The organism is Butyrivibrio sp. LC3010 (assembly GCF_000424385.1).
Lineage (GTDB): Bacteria > Bacillota > Clostridia > Lachnospirales > Lachnospiraceae > Butyrivibrio.
In genome coordinates this window covers 99,138-118,197 of sequence record NZ_AUJU01000005.1, presented here as the reverse complement: position 1 = coordinate 118,197, position 19,060 = coordinate 99,138, and the positions used below count along the sequence as shown (strand labels likewise).

13 protein-coding genes are annotated in these 19,060 nt (G+C 39.6%); all 13 read right to left on the bottom strand.

The features are described from left to right. Nucleotides 1–87 precede the first annotated feature (87 nt). The 13 genes from G622_RS0105490 to G622_RS21735 all read right to left on the bottom strand — a co-directional run bounded on the left by G622_RS0105490 (nucleotide 88) and on the right by G622_RS21735 (nucleotide 19,017). Nucleotides 88–1,458: an O-antigen ligase family protein gene (locus tag G622_RS0105490; RefSeq protein ID WP_026509857.1), complete on the bottom strand. Its 1,371-nt coding sequence runs from the start codon at nucleotides 1,456–1,458 to the stop codon at nucleotides 88–90. Between the two features lie 77 nt (nucleotides 1,459–1,535). Next, the gene (locus tag G622_RS0105485) at nucleotides 1,536–4,247 is read right to left on the bottom strand and encodes an Ig-like domain-containing protein (RefSeq protein ID WP_026509856.1); all 2,712 of its coding nucleotides are present in this window, start codon (nucleotides 4,245–4,247) and stop codon (nucleotides 1,536–1,538) included. Nucleotides 4,248–4,308: 61 nt separating this feature from the next. Beyond that, nucleotides 4,309–4,737 (bottom strand): GtrA family protein, encoded by a 429-nt coding sequence (locus G622_RS0105480; RefSeq protein ID WP_026509855.1) that lies wholly within the window; start codon nucleotides 4,735–4,737, stop codon nucleotides 4,309–4,311. A 167-nt stretch (nucleotides 4,738–4,904) separates the two neighbouring features. Beyond that, a complete protein-coding gene (locus G622_RS21755) occupies nucleotides 4,905–5,879 on the bottom strand; it encodes a glycosyltransferase family 2 protein (protein WP_044957180.1) in 975 nt (324 codons plus the stop codon). 283 nt (nucleotides 5,880–6,162) lie between these two features. Then, nucleotides 6,163–6,975 carry a hypothetical protein gene (locus G622_RS0105470; protein ID WP_026509854.1) on the bottom strand — a complete coding sequence of 271 codons (813 nt, stop codon included), beginning with the start codon at nucleotides 6,973–6,975 and terminating at the stop codon, nucleotides 6,163–6,165. A gap of 119 nt (nucleotides 6,976–7,094) precedes the next feature. Beyond that, complete coding sequence (locus G622_RS0105465) at nucleotides 7,095–8,216, bottom strand: right-handed parallel beta-helix repeat-containing protein (protein ID WP_026509853.1); 1,122 nt, start codon at nucleotides 8,214–8,216, stop codon at nucleotides 7,095–7,097. Nucleotides 8,217–8,362: 146 nt separating this feature from the next. Next, nucleotides 8,363–10,795, bottom strand: coding sequence for a CDP-glycerol glycerophosphotransferase family protein (locus G622_RS26135; protein WP_049945702.1), 2,433 nt, complete (start codon nucleotides 10,793–10,795; stop codon nucleotides 8,363–8,365). Nucleotides 10,796–10,798: 3 nt separating this feature from the next. Beyond that, nucleotides 10,799–12,514 carry a DUF6020 family protein gene (locus tag G622_RS0105455; RefSeq protein ID WP_026509852.1) on the bottom strand — a complete coding sequence of 572 codons (1,716 nt, stop codon included), beginning with the start codon at nucleotides 12,512–12,514 and terminating at the stop codon, nucleotides 10,799–10,801. A gap of 6 nt (nucleotides 12,515–12,520) precedes the next feature. Then, complete coding sequence (locus G622_RS21745) at nucleotides 12,521–14,521, bottom strand: LTA synthase family protein (protein WP_049945701.1); 2,001 nt, start codon at nucleotides 14,519–14,521, stop codon at nucleotides 12,521–12,523. After that, nucleotides 14,521–15,735 carry a CDP-glycerol glycerophosphotransferase family protein gene (locus tag G622_RS21740; RefSeq protein WP_044913030.1) on the bottom strand — a complete coding sequence of 405 codons (1,215 nt, stop codon included), beginning with the start codon at nucleotides 15,733–15,735 and terminating at the stop codon, nucleotides 14,521–14,523. Before G622_RS21740 ends, G622_RS21745 begins: the two co-directional genes overlap by 1 nt. A 109-nt stretch (nucleotides 15,736–15,844) precedes the next feature. Beyond that, nucleotides 15,845–16,888, bottom strand: a complete 1,044-nt coding sequence (locus G622_RS0105440; RefSeq protein ID WP_026509851.1) for an NAD-dependent epimerase/dehydratase family protein — start codon at nucleotides 16,886–16,888, stop codon at nucleotides 15,845–15,847. 100 nt (nucleotides 16,889–16,988) lie between these two features. Next, nucleotides 16,989–18,074, bottom strand: coding sequence for a glycosyltransferase family 2 protein (locus G622_RS0105435; protein ID WP_026509850.1), 1,086 nt, complete (start codon nucleotides 18,072–18,074; stop codon nucleotides 16,989–16,991). Nucleotide 18,075: 1 nt separating this feature from the next. Then, nucleotides 18,076–19,017: an ABC transporter ATP-binding protein gene (locus G622_RS21735; protein ID WP_081675194.1), complete on the bottom strand. Its 942-nt coding sequence runs from the start codon at nucleotides 19,015–19,017 to the stop codon at nucleotides 18,076–18,078. Between the last annotated feature and the right edge of the window lie 43 nt (nucleotides 19,018–19,060).

The following is a 19,060-nucleotide window of genomic DNA, read 5'->3' as shown; positions in this document are numbered from 1 at the left end:
TCGTAAAACTACACTAAATGCTCTGTTCAAGTATCTCTTAATGCTATACAAGCCTAAATTCTCCCTGAAAAACAAAACTAAAATGCTTTACTTATCTTCGCCTCTGACGGCACTCATATCAATCCCTATAAGTACCATTATTACAAAGTATGCTCCCGGCCACCCCTGAAAGTCAAAAATAAATGTCATAGTAAGGAGCGGAAGAAGTAAATAATAAATCCATTCCGGCTTATTATTCTGAGGTGTCTTCTCCCCATAATTCATCTGCAAAACCTTTTTAAATGAATACAATGATTCCCCAAAATACATGATAAATGCAAATATTCCCTGCTCAAGGATCATTGTTGAATATGAGTTATCTATAGCAGGAAGTGATTTATATTTCTCAATAAGCCAGGTCTCAATCTCCAGAATATGATATGCTTTTCCGGCACCAATTCCAAACAGGAACCCGCCTATTCCTCTCTTAAAAATATATCTTACCGCAATACCTATCGTATCCATGCGGAATGTATATGAAGGATCATCACGCCAGTTGATTCCAAAGAATCTGTTGTAGATAACTTCTACCACACCGGTCACATATAATATTACAAACAAAACCGCCAGTACTCCAATAACAGTTGCGATTGTAACAGCTATTGAGGTAGATTTTTTTACGGCTTTCTTTCTCTGCTTTCTTATCCGTTTCAACGGATTTTTATTTCCCGTAGCCCATATGATAAGCATTACAGCAAGCACCAGATATGCTGATCTTGTAAGTGATGAATAAACTCCGGCGATACCAATAAATGCCATAACCAATCTGATACCGGTATCTATTTTCCTTCTCTTTCCATCCAGAGCAGCATCCCCTGTCTCCTTTATAAAGGGCCCTGAAAACAGTGCTATACATACAAGGAACAGCATAAAAAATCCAGCTAATATAGGATGAACATAAACTGACACCATTCTTCCCGGAAGTTCATAGAAAAATTTGGCAGCATCCACTGAGATACTCTCAAGAGGAAAAATCCAAAGCGCCCACCAGATAGTTCCGAAAATGGAAGTTACCGCCAGCGGAACTGTAGCCACATGTAGAACTTTCCCAAAGCTGTCCTTATATTTTTTTCCATATAAAAAGCCCGTGAATATAAGTATATATAACAGCAATCCTCTGGCTATCGTATGAAAAGCCAGTCTTAATACAAACATTTGATACAGCAGGCACATGCAGGCTGTAAAGCTTAGAAGCTTATGCCCCCAGAGAAATTCTTTCAGATATAGAGTCCTGTTCGTAATCAGATATAAAAGCACAAAAAATGCAGTCGCACCAATAAGCGTATAGTAACTTCTATAGACTTTAAAAAATCTTAAAGTCACCGCAAAGAACATTCCCCATAAAAAATAGTACTTCAGGATGAACTCTGCAATGTTCACAGGTATTGACTTTTTTTCTATGCTCTTTTCATTTGCCATATTATTTCTTAACCTTTACTTTTGTTGTCCCGGAAACCTTTTATTACTTATACTTAGCTTCACTATTATGGAAGCCATCATTTCTTAACTTTGACTGTAATCGTCTTGGAAACTTTGTTATATGTGGTAACTGTAATAGTTACAGTTCCTTTTTTCTTAGCAGTGATGAGTCCGTTCTTTGACACTTTAGCTATCTTATTGTTAGAAGATTTATATGTGTAAGTGCTGCACGCCGTGTTAACCCTTGGATTTAGCTGATAAGTTGTGCCTTTTTTCAGTGTGAGTTTCTTTTTTCCAAGCTTAACTTTACTTGGAGCTTTCTTAACCGTAACGTCTATCGCTATATTAACTGCTCCGTTCCCGCGCTGCCATAATGCTGAAACAGTAGCTCTACCCCTTTTCTTGGCAGAAAGCTTTACATTTCCGCCTTTCACGATTGTTTTCTTGGATGAGCTGAATCTAAGAGACTCAGCATTTGCAAGGTCGGATGTCACTTTGGGCAGACTTAATTTCCTAATCTGAACATTTTCCCCTGCGCCCATGGTGTAACTTAGTGAAAAGCTACCGTTACAGGTTGAATCATTATCGATATAAAGTGCATAAGGAATCGAATCAGCAAGTGCATTATCTCTCACATCAGATATTGTTCCACCACTTCTTGCAGCAACTGCAGCGGCCTGTATGTCTGCAAAACTGTTATTTCCAACTGAAGAAGCCTCACTGCTGCTCTGAACAAGAACACCAAATCTTCCGTTTCTCATGGTGTTTCTTGCTACGGTCACACCATTAGCATACAGTACATATATATCTGCGTAAACAAATCCATCATTATAATTGCCCCAGTCACTGTAACCTGTTATTACATTATCTGTAATAGTGAACCCGGAGGGTGCATAGGTTCCTGCAGGATATTCATCACTTGAGCTGCTGCTGTGATAACCGCTTATCATGATTGCAGAAAGCGTATTACTGTCTCTATCAGCTCCACCTAAAGCGAAAGTATTGCCAGTAATAGAAAGATTTGCATCATATGAAAATGCTGATGGCTTGTCCTCTTCTAATGTTGCCATATGTGTATACCAGGAATATGAAGTGGTATCAATTCCTCTTCCAACATTTGTAAATACATTGTTGTAAATTGAGGAGTCTTTCCACATGGTGCACATGATAGCTGTATTGGAGATATTTTCAAAGGTACAATCATGAACCTTAACATTAGTCTGATAGAACTTGCCCTGAATTGCAGTGTGACTTCCAAATCCACGATAAACATTTCTGAAAATACATCCGGAAACGTCTACATTTTCGCAGCAATAGTCATCATAGGCATTGTCCTGATCATATTTCATTGCATCTTCATTGGCTGCATCAATCTGAAAAGCCTCAAGAGGTTCAACACTAACCTTCTTTGAATTCTGGAAAATACAGTTCGTTACGGACACATTCTTACATGCCGCTATCTCAAGCATATGGCTTGCTGCACAATCCTCAATTGTCACATTATCGATAGTCAGACCTGTAAGATGAGCAAATCTGACTGGTACTGTCTCAGATGAATTGCAGCTAAAGCAGCCATTCTGTATTTTTATATTCTCATAATCATCATATTTGCCTTCACCAACAGGATAATCGCCACTCTTTATTTTTCTTGTTGTAAGCATAAGTCTTCCATCAAGACTTACAATGGTTGAGCCGTTCATATCAAAAGTGGTGTTACTTCCAATTCTCATGGAAACATCGCTGATATCATTATTCTTATAATATGTTCCTGTGGGAAGAACTACTTTATAATGCTTTGACTTATCCTCCCTGTATCCATCCCAGGCCTTTTTAAATGCGCCGTTTACATACTGTGTAAACTGAGAGTTCAGCATTTCTGTATCATTTAAGGTATATACTGTCTCTTGGCCTGATGCAGATTCCTGGTAGCTGTATTTTAACAATGTTGCTATAGAGAAAACTGAAAAACTGTCTGTATCACATTCAAGCTCATATTCCTTAAGATATTCAGGCTCCTCAAATGTGCCGGCATTTAGCACCTTTACATCAGACTTATTTATAAGCTCATGAGTCAGGGGATCAATGTTTGACTCCTCCACGTAAACCTCAGTTGATTCTGATGATGTAATGGCAATATCTGATTCCTCTTCATTCACCCTTGTGCTTAATTCCTCATTGTCAGCTTCGTGAAGGTGGAACATCTTAAACTCAGCACTTCCGCCGTAATCCTCCATGGCGTAGGATTTTTCCTCAGGAAGCTTAACCTTTATATGTACCTCTCCATCCTGAGGCTGAATCTCCTGTCCGTCTTCACCCAAAAGCTTAATATCAAAGGATGATGTCTCCATTACGCTGGTCTCAGACATCTCCTGAATCTCTTCCCTGGCAAATCTCTCCTCTTCCTCAGATAACTTAAGTATCTCTACAGTGGTGCCTTCCGGAATGATATTTTCCGAAGCAGACAATGAAAACTTATAGCCTTCAACATCAGCTTCATAGGTAAATTCTGCGCTGTTTAAAGGGCCTTCTTCCTGCTCTGTCGCATTTCCATCTGATATAGCAGGGTCATCCCCAATAGACTCTTCCTGATTTTCAGATATTTCTGCATTTCCATCGGAAACCTCGTATTCAGCAAGTTCCTGCGATGTTTCTGCGTTTCCATCAGACACCTCGGATTCAGCAAGTTCCTGTACTGTTTCAAGGTTTTCCACAGCGCTTACGCTCTGCCCCTGAAATGCACATGAAACTGCAATTGTGCCGACTAATACTTTTGATAAAACTTTTTTCATTCTTATTTCCTTTCCCCTCTCCCCAAATTATTCCTCAGATTACTTAAGTTTTTAATAGGTGTTAATTTTTCTCAGTCCCAACCTGATTCTTAAACACGTGCTTTTTACCTGTCACATAATTAATCGCAATAACAAGCACAGTCACAATGATTTTTCCATAAAGCTTCTTCATATGAACTATTTCCACGAGGAAAATCAGTCCTACATAGTCCAGAATCATTGTGGCACCGCGCCAGAAAACAAACCTTGCAAACTCCATGACAAGTTCCATGAAATTATTGCATTTACTCTTAAAAACAAAATTCTTATTACATAAATATGCAGCCAGCTTAACAGTTATAAGAGTTATCAGATTGGCAATTCTGTATTCCATGCCAAGTATATCCAGAACATGAAACATGGCTACATTCAAAATACTTGTAGCCACGCCAAAAATCGTATATAGAATAGTCTCTTTGTTAACCAGCTTTTTAAATATCTTTTCTAACATACATTTCTTTCCGTTAATTCAATATATAGATTCCTGTTTTTCCTCAGAAAAACGGGAATCGTATTGGACCAGGTCCTCGCGAAGCGAGGGGCGTGTCCTGCCGAAGGCAGGATTTTTTGTGGGCGATTTCCGCTTTTGCCCACAAAAAGTCATACATTCATGAAATCTTACGCTTCAATCTTGTCCTCATCCTTTGCAGCGGCATTATCATAATCAAGCTTCCTCACATGATACTGTACATCTTCAAGTATCTTGCGGTTTGCTGCGATAACATCTGCCTGGAGCCCTACAATAAAAGTCATAAATCCCAGCATCATCAGTGTGCTTGCAAGAATAAGCGACTGAACATGACCGCCATCAATTCCCATTGCTATAAATACCAGATAGCGCACTCCTAAAATAAAGCCAATCAGAAATGGTATAGCACCGCAGATTGAGAAAAACTGCAATGGCTTATACATGATATAGGCTCTTATTATAGTAAGCATAGATTTTTTTACATATCCAAGCATACTTGAAAAGAGTCTTGATGGTCTAAGCTCAGCGTTAGTCCTGATATCAACCGACTCCATAGGAATCCTCTCGCGGCCTGCCTGTACAATCGTCTCAAGTGTATAGGTGTATTCATTTACAACATTTAGTCTCATGGCTGCATCTCTGCTGTATGCCCTGAATCCACTTGGAGCGTCCGGTATATCTGATTTTGATGCCTTCCTTACAACCCAGCTTCCGAAATGCTGAAGTTTTTTCTTTAATGGTGAAAAATGCTCAGTCTGATCTATAGGTCTTGCACCTATCACTATGTCAGCCTTCCCATCAATAATAGGGCGAACAAGCTTCTCAATATCATCTCCGTTATACTGATTATCTGCATCCGTATTAGCGATAATATCCGCGCCATTTCTCAGGCAGGCATCAAGTCCTGCCATGAAGCCTTTAGCCAGTCCCTTATTTTTCTTAAAGTTCACAACATAATGAACTCCCCAGTTTCTGGCCACTTCAACTGTGTTATCTTTACTTCCGTCATTTATAATAAGATACTCTATCTTATCAATTCCATCGATGTGCTTCGGCAGATCATTAAGTGCAACCTCTAAGGTCTCTGCCTCGTTATAGCATGGAATCTGAATAATGAGCTTCATACACTTCTCCTCTATAGACGCTGGCTTATATCTGACTCAGTCCGGTCGGATACGGATAACGTGAGCGCCTAAAGGCGTGCGCTAACGATAACCAGCTCCCACTTCTTCAAAACAATATCATTACTATATTAATGGTAATCACACTTATCTGCAAGCAAAAATAACCTGATACCAGTCTCACTGATATCAGGTTATTTCATATTCCATAATCGTATTGGAGCAGGTCCTTACGAATCAAGTGGCATATCCTGCCTTCCGAACGATAACAAGGAACTTCAATATTCTACAAAACATCTGTCATGACAGCTGTAACACCCATTTTCCTTAGCTGCCTGTACTTCGAAATAGTATTTACGGGATGAGCAATAACTCCAACTCCTATTTTTTGGAATATGCTCACCGCATTTTTGTTTACATAATCTGTATAAAATGCGATATATCTTATTTTCTTACGTCTTCTGCAGATTTTTCTGAAGTATTTAAAATCCGCATGCCCGCCTTTTTTAGGAGCTCCGGTTAGTCTGTAGGCTTCAAAAATGTATTCCGGAAAATTATTGAAGCTTTCAAGCTCTCTGTACTGTTTCTCATAATAAATCTGAGGAACTATATTCTCGAAATACTTTTCAGCCTTTTCCTTCCTGCATATCTTTTTAAGCTCTTTATACACCGTAACAAGTTTTGGTTCCTGGGTATCCACGATCAGTTTAATATCAGTATTTTTCAAGAGCTTAATTGCCCGTCTGGCAGTCATGGCCGTTCCTTCTTCATCTGGTTTTGAGCTAAGAAACTCATCATAGGAAACAGTCTTCCTTCCGAATGTAATAAAAGCATGATCGCAAACAAGCACATTGTCTGATGTGAACATAAAGTCAATCTCAATAACTCTTCTGTTTTTATCTATAGCTTCCAAAAGTGCCTCTTCGCAATTAGCATGTCTTACTCCGTTATACTCACCACAGGCATGAACTATTTTTCTATCCTTTATATCTTCCGGGAAAAGTGTCTGATTAACAACAGGACTCTCAGCCATGGCTCTGCCCGGTAATAAAATAATTGCAAGCATTATCGCTATTGCAGCTTGTATTACTCTTTTCACATAACCTCCTATGCGGCTCAAGAAATAGATTGCCGCGCGTTTATTATATGAAGAGGCAGTCAAATCATTTTGACTGCCTCTTTTGTTATCATATATATAATACTTTAATTATGAAACATTTACCACTTCTTGCACTTATTTCCTTTGTCCTTAAGACTCTTATAGGAATCAATGTGGTATGCATTATCTATTCCGCCCTTACTGAATACTGTATTTCCTGTAAATGTAACTTTACCGAATTTAGCATGGCCTGTAGTTCCTGAAATACTTGCGCCGAACATTCCACCCTTAATGGTGTTGTTCTTAACTACTACTTTGCCTTTACTAAAGCCACCCTTGCCGCTGCCATAAGTCTGAACATGGAGACCAAAGGATTTATACTTCTGTGACTTCTTGGCATTGCTGATGATCTCATTATCAGTAACGGTTATGCCGTTTGTATTGAAGAGAAGTAATGCTTCTGTTTTTAGTGATGTAATATTGCAGTTGGTTACTGAAATTTTCTTATGATAATTGCTTGAATAAGTCTTCACTGCATTGCCACCCTTAATAGGAATATTAGCTGCAACACCTCTGTTTCCGGTAACAGTGCACTTATTTATAACCACATTCTCACAGCACTCTCCGTACATGCTGGAAGGTACAAATGCTGCTGTTGTCGGCGCTGCCATATCAAGCTGAATCTGCTCACAGGTCTTATCACTGCTGGAGCCCTGACCTTCAATAATGCAATTATCGATTGTTACGTTCTTACATGCTACAAGCTCAATGTTGTGTCCGCCCATTCCGGATACCTTTAATGTAGCGTTTGTAATCTTTATGCCATTGCCGCCCCAAAGTTTAATAGCAGACTGTGTATCATGCTTAGGCTCAAAAGCAGGATTTCCATCAGCACCATCAGCTCTGATCCATGTTCCACCATTGAGGGAAAAGTCATTGAAACTATCAACTCCATCAGCATTTGCAAACATATTTCCTCTGCACTTTATAGTAGCTCCTGTAGCTTCAATATGTGTGCCACTCTTAATTCTAAGATACCCATTTAAGTATATCTCACCCTTTAATACGACATCTTCTCCGTTATCTATTGCTTCCTGAATAGCCTTTTGATCTCTATACTGATCAGCATCATCGTGCACTACTTCTTTCGCACTTACCTGCGAAGGTCCAATCAGCATTATGGAAAATGCCATAATAGCTGCGGTCAGTCCATACTTGATTATACTCTTCCTATCCTTCATAAATTATCCTCCTAAAAATACATAAATCATAAATTAAGAGTCATTTTGCATATCTAGTGGATTTATTATAGCATCTCAATACAGCAAGAATTCTAAATCAACTATTAAACTTTTATTACAGTTTTGTAAGCCTCTACATTATGGTTTTATTTAATCAGTTTTTTAAGTTTGTCTATCAGTTCAGCATCTGAAGTCACACATAAATCTGGATACAATTCAGCAATACTTAAATATTCTTCCTGAACCTTACTGTATCCAATCTTGTCAGGCATCCATAAAAACAGCGGCTTTTCAGCTTCTATTGCAGCAAATGCTCTGGGACTGTAATCAGCTACGACCGCATCTGATGCTGATATAAGCTCATTTACTGAAAGTGGAGGCATATTTTTGTAATCTGCATCCGCTGCGCCTGTCATCTGGAACTTCTCCCGGTCGCCTCCCTGTGCTCCCTGCATTGCCACCATTTCAGCAAGGCTTCTCCTTGGATCAAACACAAATCCCTCAAGATAATCAGGAACTGTAACAACACTTCCCGGCTTACCATCCACTGCCATGCAGACACAAATAGTGGTTCTCGCAAAATCCTCATGCATTTTTGTAAACAGCTTAGCAAGCTTTCCATCAAGCTGCTCTCTGTCCCTGCAGATAAAGCCGATGACTTTCTTATCCTTCGCATATGGGATTATTTGCTGAAGCCTCGTTCTTGCCTCTTCTTTGTAAGTCTCATCACCAAGCATTAGAAGTGTCGGATTCTTGTCTGTTTTTATCACGCCGCCACTTCTCAGTCTATAATTTTTCCTCCAGAACTCTTCCTCTTCCTTTGTGCTGCCATAGACAACATCATAAGCGGATTTAACAGGGAAAAGCCTGGTTTCCTTAACATTATATCCGCTTCTTGATGCCTTCGAAGCTCCCCACAGAGGATACAGTGGTCTAAGCTCAGGGCTTATCTGGATCATAAGAGTTTCAGGTCTTACATCAAACATCCTTAAGATATAAGGTTCGCCTGCACAGTAAATACGTTCTGCACAGGATAGCTTTTCACAAAAAGTTTCAATGTTGTCGCTGTTATACTTTATATCCTCAAGAATCTCCCACTTTTTTCCGCTACTCTCAGCTTCCTTTTCAAGAATTCTCTTTGCACCGAGAAAAACATCCCAGTCAGAATTCTCATCTCCGAGCAACACTACTCTTCCGGGAACTATCGGTTTTGTTTTTCCATTATCGTAAGCGCGCCTTGCCTTTTTCCTGAGTTTTTCCATTTCAGCTATCCGCTTCTGTTCTGTGCCAAAAAGGCTTTTAACCTCCGGAAGATCAGTAAAGTCGCCTTTTACAGGTTCTGTTCTCTTATATTTATCAAGCCTGCTGCCAAAAAACTCCCTGGCAATACGCTCTGTAGCATGCCCGTCACAGGCACTCATGAACCTCTCTCTGAAGGCATGGACCCTGGCTTTGTCAAAACGCTCGTCAACATGCTCGATATAATCTATCATTTCTGCATTTGTATAGCATACTGGTCCGGGGGTAAGCTCATCAAAGTTGTAATAGAATCCTCTCCAGTCAAAATAATTAGCCAGATCATATGCAAAAAACAGCATTGGTTTTTCAAATATGGAGTATTCGAAAATAAGTGAGGAATAATCCGTAATACAGATATCCGTTACACATAAAAGTTCATCTATACTCATGGCATCAGTCATATCCCTGGCAAAATCCGAGTACTCAGAAGATATCTGTGGTTTGTTCTTAACAAGAGGATGATGCTTTACCAGCAAAACATAGTCATCCTTGAAATGGCTGTAGAACTTACCTATATCAAACATGTCCGGTGTCATGGCATTTCTGGGAATCCCCCTGAAAGTAGGTGCATAGAGAAGTACCTTTTTGCCTTTTGCAGCAGGCATTTCATCAAGGAGATGCTCATAGGCTTTCCTTTTGAAATCATCTCTGTAAAATACATCAGATCTTGATATTCCAATTCCCTTTACACAGGAGCTATCCATGCCCATAGCTTCAGCATAGGCCCACTCGACTTCAGGACTTGATACCGTAACAAGGTCATACTTTGGATGGAGTCTGTAGACCACTCCCTTTTTTCCGTCATTATAGAGCTTGTCTGCGGTGCTGTTGCCGAACTTCTTAAAGGCTCCGGCAGCATGCCACACGTTCATCACATGGGTTCCGCGTCTGACTTTAAAGGACCCTTGCGTATCACTGCTGTCATTGTAAATAAGGTATCTTGCAGTGGCGGCATCCTTTATAAAGTCTATCTGCCTTTTCAGCTCCTGCCTGTTATTCACAAAGCCCTGTCTCAAAAAATGACAGTGTATATCCATCTCATAATTTCTTACAAGATAGTTAAAAAGCTCTCTGTAGCTATCCGTAAGTTCACCGAATCTTATCTCCAGAAAAATGACCTTATCATCCTTAACCGGTTTTAGCGCATAAAAATGATAGATTAAGGGAAACATTATCTTTCTTGTAAGTATTCTGTTGAAATTTGCTGACAGACTGGTGTTGGCTGATGCAGAACTCTTAAAGCTCCTGCCTTTAACATGTCTGTTATCAAAAAAACTCATCTGTTAATTGCTCCTTTGGCAGTTTCTGAAAATATTCATGGACATGGCAATAAGTGGAACCATCGCCATCTGTATAGGATATAAGTATCTGATGTGAGCTCCGCTCTGCGGTCCAACAATACAAAGTGCTATTATCGCAAGGAACGGCACACACATTAAAAATACATATTTATTTTTTCTTACAATCGCATATAAAGCAAGAAGAATCAGCGTCCAGGTATATGTCGATGAAGAGCTGAAAATGCCGATTACAGGATAAGTTGATAATGCGGTCTGTATGCTGTAAATAACTCCTCTATATCCCGTTAAAGCTTCTGATTTTGGAAACGAAAAGTCTGCTCCCTCATCCTTAAGTATCTCGTTCAATTCTCCCATAGTTTTCTGAGCAGAATCATAGTTGTAATATGCCTTATTAAAAGGCACCGGATAAAACAGCTCATACTTAAATTCCAATAGCGCATAGAAATAAACATTGGGATGCTTCTTCATCATTGAGAAAAACGCTTTAAAATAGTTCTTCATATCATCAGATGTGGAGTCCTCTTTAAAACCGTTTTTTACCGGAGATGAATGCCTTGGATTATATTCCTCTGCAAGGGTGTCATACGAAAGAACCGCATCAATTGCGTTTTTTTCTTCTTCAGTAACATCATTTCCGCAGTCTCTGACATATCTGGCCGTCATCTGAAATGGCAGAGACAGCATTTCTCGCTTACTCCCCTGCATGATTCCTGCTGCCGGAAGAAGCGCATTATTCCAAAGAGAATGAACCACCACGATACCTATCAGCACTAAAGCTATGATCAAGGTCCACCCGGTTCTTCTTTTCCATGAAACAAGAATAATTGCAAATATTAAAGAAAGCAAAAGAATATAGTAGGCATCTTTCCTGAAAGCCATCATGCCAAGCCCTGAAAAAATGAGCATGAAATTCATTTTCTTATCCTTGAAAATCTTAAATGCTCCTGACAGAAAAAGCAGCATGAATCCTGTGTATATGATGTCCTTAGTAGCAAGAAACATGTACCTTGTAAGATGTCCTCCCGCAAAAAGCACATATAACATAAAAACGATATTCCAGAAATCAGAAAAACCATATTCCGTGAAGATTTTTACAACATATGAAAAGCAGCACAGCATGAACAAAAACTGTATCAGGGTGTAAAGAAATAGTCCTGCATTAAAGGAACCAAAGATCACTACTCCCAATCTGATACATCCATATAGTAAAAGCGTATGCAAAATCGGATGATGGTTATCAAGCTTTGAACCTGTATAGTCCACAGCATAATGGTTAAAGGATGCAGTATTAAAGGCTCCGGCAAGCTGCGCCTTATTATCAGACATAACAAGGCCGGGGAATGCCGCCACAAAGAAAGGCAGAAAGCATATAAAAAGAGTAATGAAAGTGGTGACAAACGGCTTTTCCCTCAAGTATTTCAAATAAGCCCCAAACATGCCTTTTCCTACAATCCTTATACTGTCCTTCTCTACAGCAATATCCACAAGCATTGCTGCCACAGAAAACGCGACAAAGAGCATAACAGAATATCCAAGATACTCTGCAATGCTCTTTATCAGATTATTCTTTATAAGTTCTATCCCGCCTGTAGTTTTAACGGAATATCCAACTGTGAGGAAAAAGGCAAAAAACAGTGATGCTATCACATCAGCTATAACAAAGCCCTTTTCCTTTAAAATATTAAAATACCTTTTCAAGCAGTGTCACTCCCCATATTCAAAGAACGAATCCACCCTGTTCTTTTTATCAAAAAGATGGTTGTAGCAAAGTGTGTTGTATACATTGATCTCATTGTAGTAGGGTGAAGTCTTATCGTCCACTTCATAAAACTTACCATCTGCTCCAACGTAGCCATTGGCATTTATGATAGGAACATCCTTCATAAGATCCAGCAGATACTTATTATATCCGCTCATCTTCATTCCGCAGGCTTCAAGCATAACAGACTGAAGGTAATTTATGCTTATACCATCTTCAAAAACATAGTTTTCTTCAGGTATATCATAGTTCGCCCAGATAAGGAATCTGGTGTGATACAGATTCATCTGCTCAAGTCCCTTAAGGCTGTTCTTCTCAGCTCCAAGAAGCTCATTGTAGAACTCATCAGAAAGTCCCGGCTCGTGATCTCCAAAGTAAACTATTACCGTGGGATCATCCGTTTTTTCAAAATACTCAACCAATCCTTTAAGTGCATCATCACTCTCATGAATGAGATTAAGATAATTCTCAACGCCATCCTGCTTCAGGTTATCATCAAGAATATCTATTTCATCAGGAAGATTTTCCCACTCTCCAACGTAAGGACTGTGATTTTGCATGGTAACATTGAAAATATAAAATGGCTCTGAATTTTCACTCTTTGCCTTCTCATATTCCTCAATAATTCTTGCAAAGTCCTCTTTATCATCAACGTGTCCGCCGATAGTATGTGTATCCTCAGCAAAATCAGCCACAGTAATGAAATCAGAAAATCCCATGTACGGATAAACATTCTGTCTGTTATACCCGCTTGCCTTATAAGGGTGAAGTGCAAGTATTCCGCTGTAGTTATCAAGAATCATATTCTGAGTAAGTGTCGGAATAAAACTCTTAATATAGAGCTGATATGGCGTAGTTCCCGCAGGAAGAAACGCCTTGGAATCATTACTTAAAAACTCATACTCTGTATTAGCCGTCTGACCACCAAAGACTGAAACATAGCTTCTGCCCTTTATCGTGTTCTCTGTCAGACTGTCATAAAAAGGCATTACCTCTTTATCAGTATGAAGCACGCCCACATCCTGAAGATCAGCAAATGCCTCATCCATAATTACTATTACATTCGGTCTCTTGGCATCTGTATCAGCGGATACTTTATCCGAAGGGTATTTTTCCTGAAGCTCCGTTATGGTATTTATGCTGTAGCCCTTGGGCTTATCAATCACCATTGTACGTATGCTTCTGGTAAAAGTTAAAAGTCCTCCGTTATTTCGATAAGACTTTATCGGCATGAAAGTATTGATCGTAATGCCATGGTTTTTAAGGAAGTCCGTTCCTGCCAGTGTATATGCGGATGAGATAACAACAACCGCTCCAAGTCCTGCAATTATAAGTCTGAATCGGGGATCTCTTCTCTTCTCATTTCCGGATCTGTAAAAAAGGAAAAATGAAAAGCAGGCAAGAATAAATGCGATCATCATAAACTGTTTTATGGTATATGAATACTCATAATCGCTTGCAACGTTTAGTGCTGTTCCTGTTGTAGCTATATCCCCTGCCAGAATCGGTATCTGCCTGAACTTGATTACATAATAGTTCACAACACCGAACATCCCTGAGAGCACTCCCGAAATAAATAATGACCATCTAAGGGATAAGGTAAAAGCATAAATCGACCAGAGAAGCAAAGCGTACAGCCCGTAATTACCAACTATAACCTTAAGCTTACTTCCTATTATCGAATATGTAGTATCCAAAGCGCACTCTGTAAGGTAGTAGCATATAAAAGGATATATCAAAAGCACCACATATCTTGGCCACTTATCCAGGATTCCTCGCATTTTGTCACAGATAAACGGAAATGCAAATGCAAATAATAAAAAGCAGGCAGTCAGAACAATATATCTTTTTCCTGTGTAATCCGTTACCAGACTAAGCCCGAAAACCGTTACCACTGCCGCAATTACCAGGTAAATTATTTTTAAAACTCTGTTGTTCTTAGTCATTATTTTTCTTTCTTCTTATACTTCTCAAGTGATGGCTCAAAGAACATTTTCATGATTCTGTCAGTTGCATGGCCATCGCACGCACTCATAAACCGCTCCTTGAATTTTCTTACTTCTTCTTTGTCGAATCTCTCATCGATGTTTTCGATATAATCAAGGATTTCTTCGTTAGTCTTATAGACAGGTCCCGGAGTCAGTTCATCATAGTTATAATAAAAACCTCTCCAGTCAAAATAGTCATCCAGATCATAGGCAAAAAAGATCATAGGCTTTTCAAAAAGTGAATATTCATAAATCAGAGATGAATAATCGCTAATACAGATGTCACTTACAAAAAGCAGATCTTCTATAGTCATGCTGTCTGAAAGGTCCTTAGCAAAAGAACTGTATTTTTCAGGAATCGCAGGTCTTTTATGTACAATAGGATGATGCTTGAACACAAGGACATACTCATCACTCAATCTCTCAAAAAACTTCTCTACAGAAAGTTTATCCGGAGTTTCGGCACCAACAGTCTTCCCTCTGAAGGTCGGTGCGTAAAGTATTACTTTTTTGCCTTTAGCCTCAGGAAACTGCTTATAGAATCTCTCGAAGGCTTCCTTCTTTTCGCCATCCTTATAGAAAACGTCCGTTCTTGAAAGTCCCACTGCCTTAATGCATTCAGGGTCTTTCTCTTTTCCCATGGCTTCTATATAAGCCCACTCAATCTCTGGAGAGCTTACCGTTACAAGATCATAATTCCCGTGGGAGGGAAATCTTTTCATGTTATCAGCGGTATCCCCAAAAAGCTTCGTAGCCGTGGAAAGTCCGAATCTCTTAAAAGCCCCTGCAGCATGCCAGGTATTTAACTGATGCTGTCCTTTTCTCTTGGGCACACAGGCATGAACATCATTTCCTTCGCTGAATATAAGGTATTTTGCATCAGAGGCCTCCCAGATATACTCTGAATAATGCTTGTATATCTCCCGGCGTCTGTCAGTTCCAATCCTGAAAAACACGCATTTCACATCCATATCATAATCTTCAGTAAGCCTCTTATACAGCTCCTTGTGATTATTAGAAAGTGAAAGGAGTCTCAGCTCCAGAAAAACCACCTTATTTTCTTTAATGGGTCTACGGCTCCCGATGAAAAACATCACAGGAAAAACTATCTTTCTGGAAACCCATCTTATAATAAAATCCTCAGTGGATTGTCTCCACTCCTTAAATGCCATTTAATTACCTTTCTCATCTAAAAGTATCCAAAAGTCTAAGACTTCTTGAATGCAAAAAGGAAAATTCATTCAAGAATCCTGCTTTACAGGATACGCCCCTCGCTTTTAGTTAGTTAGCCTTCAAAATGTCTATTGTGCGCTCAAGTCCCTTCTTCATGTCATAGCCTGCGCTCCATCCGAGAGCTTTTAGCTTTGCAGAATCAAGTATTGCCTTGGTTGCTTTGGAATATCCTGCTGCCTCAGTAGCATCAGGAAGCTCAAAGATAACCTTTTTACCTGCATAATCAGCTATGATTGCCGCAAGGTCCTTTAATGCTATATCAGAGGCTTCATCTGCGATGTTATAGGCTCCACCATTTTCACCAAGAAGAAGTACGTAAAGAAGACCTGTAACCGCATCAGCCACATAGCTGTATGAGAATAACTGAGTTCCCTCTGACTTAAGAACTATATCCTCACCATCAACGCCCTTCTTAATAAACTGCGATATAGCCTTGGTATCAGACCAAAGCATGGTCGGTCCGTAGGTTCTTGAAAGTCTCGGAATAACGATATCCATCCCCTTCTGCTTGATGTAGGACTGGCAAAGCGACTCTCCTGCTCTTTTTCCCTCCGGGTATCCGGCCCTTGCGGTATTACAATCTATGTATCCAAGGTAAGATTCGTCGAAACGATCCACATCTCCTCTGTTCTCACCATATATCTCAACAGAGGACGCAAACATGAATCTCTCTGCATCGGTGCTTATCTCAAGCATATTGTTTAGTCCGATAAGATTGGTCATTATAGTTCCTATCGGATCTGTCGAATACTGCATAGGATGAGTATTACTTGCAAGATGCAGCACATAATCTGCTTTAACACTTTTAATCTCATCCATGAAAGGTTTATTAACATCCTGCTCAATCGCAGTTACAATATCAGGATTAAATCTGTTAGCTATTTTCTCTTTGCTTCTTCCGATAGCATATATTTTTATTCCTGATTTTTCTCTTTCCTCAAAACATGTAAGGGCATCAATAAGGCAGCTCCCAATAAGGCCGGTAGCTCCTGATATAAGGAAGCTTTTCCCCTTAATCTTTTCCCAAGGGAGTTCCTTTCCGAGAATGTACTCTATGTCCTCTTTATATAATGAATTTTCAAGTAAATTCATACCGTTTTATCCCTCCTCCTCTATAAACGCCAGTTTATATCTGACATAGCCCTGTCAGATATTGGTATCTTACGCGCCAAAAGACATGCACTAACAGTAATCAGCGTCTAAAAAGCTTTTTGGGAAGCCAGAGCATCTTTTTACCAATCTTATATGCCTTTGAATTGACTGTCTTATTGTACTTGCTCTGAAGCTCGCTCTCCATGAATAACATATATTCTTCATAGCTTCCTTCAGTAACATGCTTAAGAGTCAGATATTTATTGTGCTTATAAATATCATCAGTTCTTATTTCATCCCAGCCAAGCTTTCCAAAAGCTTCATTTTTAATATAATCAAAGGATTCTCTGAAGCTGTCTATAGTACTAAGACTCTTCTGGCATTTTAGGCTGTACAGATAACTGTCTACCGCTCTGTTCAAAAAGCTCCTCTTAACCTCTTCGTATACGCCCTTTTCCTCAAGAAATCTCTTTGTCTCCTCAAATGCCCTGAACACACACATGGGAGATCTTGATTTGTCGCTGGTGGTGCTTATCTTCTGATTGAATCTCCAATAGATAAGGGAATCTCTTATTATCGTAACTTTATCTGCCAGAACCATTGCTGACATAGTAAAAAAAGCATCGTTTGCTCTCTCGATGCTTTGAAAGCGAATCCCCGTACTTTTAATAAACCCTGTGCGGAACATTTTATTCCACGGTACATTCGTAGTTATATTGAGGATGTAGTCAGGGTTGGTTTTCCTGTTATAGGTATCACCGTTTATAAGATACTGATAATTATTCTTATTCCCGGGAATCCTTTTTCCGCTCTTATCATCCACATGATAAGCATCGCAAATACAGATATCCGCATTCTCTGCTTTGCACTTCGTATAAAGCTTATCAAGAGCATTTACAGCAAAAAAGTCATCTGAGTCCCAGAATACGATATACTCACCGGTTGCTTTATCAAGGCCGGTGTTTCTCGCTACGCCCGCATTCTGGTGCTCATTTCTTACAACCTGAATCCTGTCATCCTTTTTGGCATATTCATCAGCTATATCAGCAGTTCTGTCCGACGAGCCATCATCAACAACTATTATCTCGATATCCTTAAGCGTCTGTGAGCAAATGGTATCAAGACATTTTTCTATCTGATTCTCTGTATTGTACGAAGGAACTACAACCGTAACTTTCTTTTCCATACTAATCTCTCAACTTATCAATATCCCTGAGTGTTTCGGGGAATTTCTCTTTAAGAAAACCAATAGCTGCTCTATATGCTTCATCCTCCGGAACTGTCCCCATCATCTTTCTAAGCTCTGAGGTCTGTTCCTTGACTTCTTTCTCCTTGCGGATCTTAAAGTCTGCTGCAAGCTTATCTATGTCGGCCTGTGACTGCGGAATCTTCATCGTCTGAAGGAATTCCTCATAAGCGTCACAAAGCTTCTCTACATCGCTGCCAAACGCAATCTGTTTACCATGATCAAGCCACAGTATCTTATCGCATAGCTCTCTGACCTGAGATATGGAGTGTGATACAAGAATTGCAGTGATACCTTTTTTAAGTATCTCTCTCATCTTATTTCCGCTCTTTTCTCTGAAAGCTCCGTCACCAACAGATAAAACCTCATCCAGAATCAGTACATCCGGATCCACAAGACATGCGATGGAAAAGGCCAGTCTGCTTCGCATTCCGCTTGATAACTGTTTAAACTGATAATCCTCAAACTTCTCAAGCTCGGCAAACTGGATTATCTCACGGTATCTCTCATCCATAAACTGCCTTGTATAACCAAGCATGGCACCACGCAGGTACGCATTTTCCTTAACTGTCATATCTTCATCAAAGCCACTGGTAAGCTCAAGCAGCGCTGCTATTGTTCCATTAACCTTGATAGTTCCCTCAACGGGAAGAAGTATCTGGGAAATAGCTTTAAGTATTGTACTCTTACCCGCTCCGTTAGAACCGATGATACCAAGCATTTCTCCCTTTTCAAGCTTGAAATTTATGTGTCTGTCTGCCCAGAATTCCTCCACATGATAGTTACCACTGAGCTTTCTTACCACGAATTCCTTTAATCCAATTGCCTTTAAGTCTCCGGTGATATAACGGATACTAACATCATTACATTCTATTACTGACATGTGTACTCCTAAATCTTTGCCTGTATTATAACTATTACGGTCT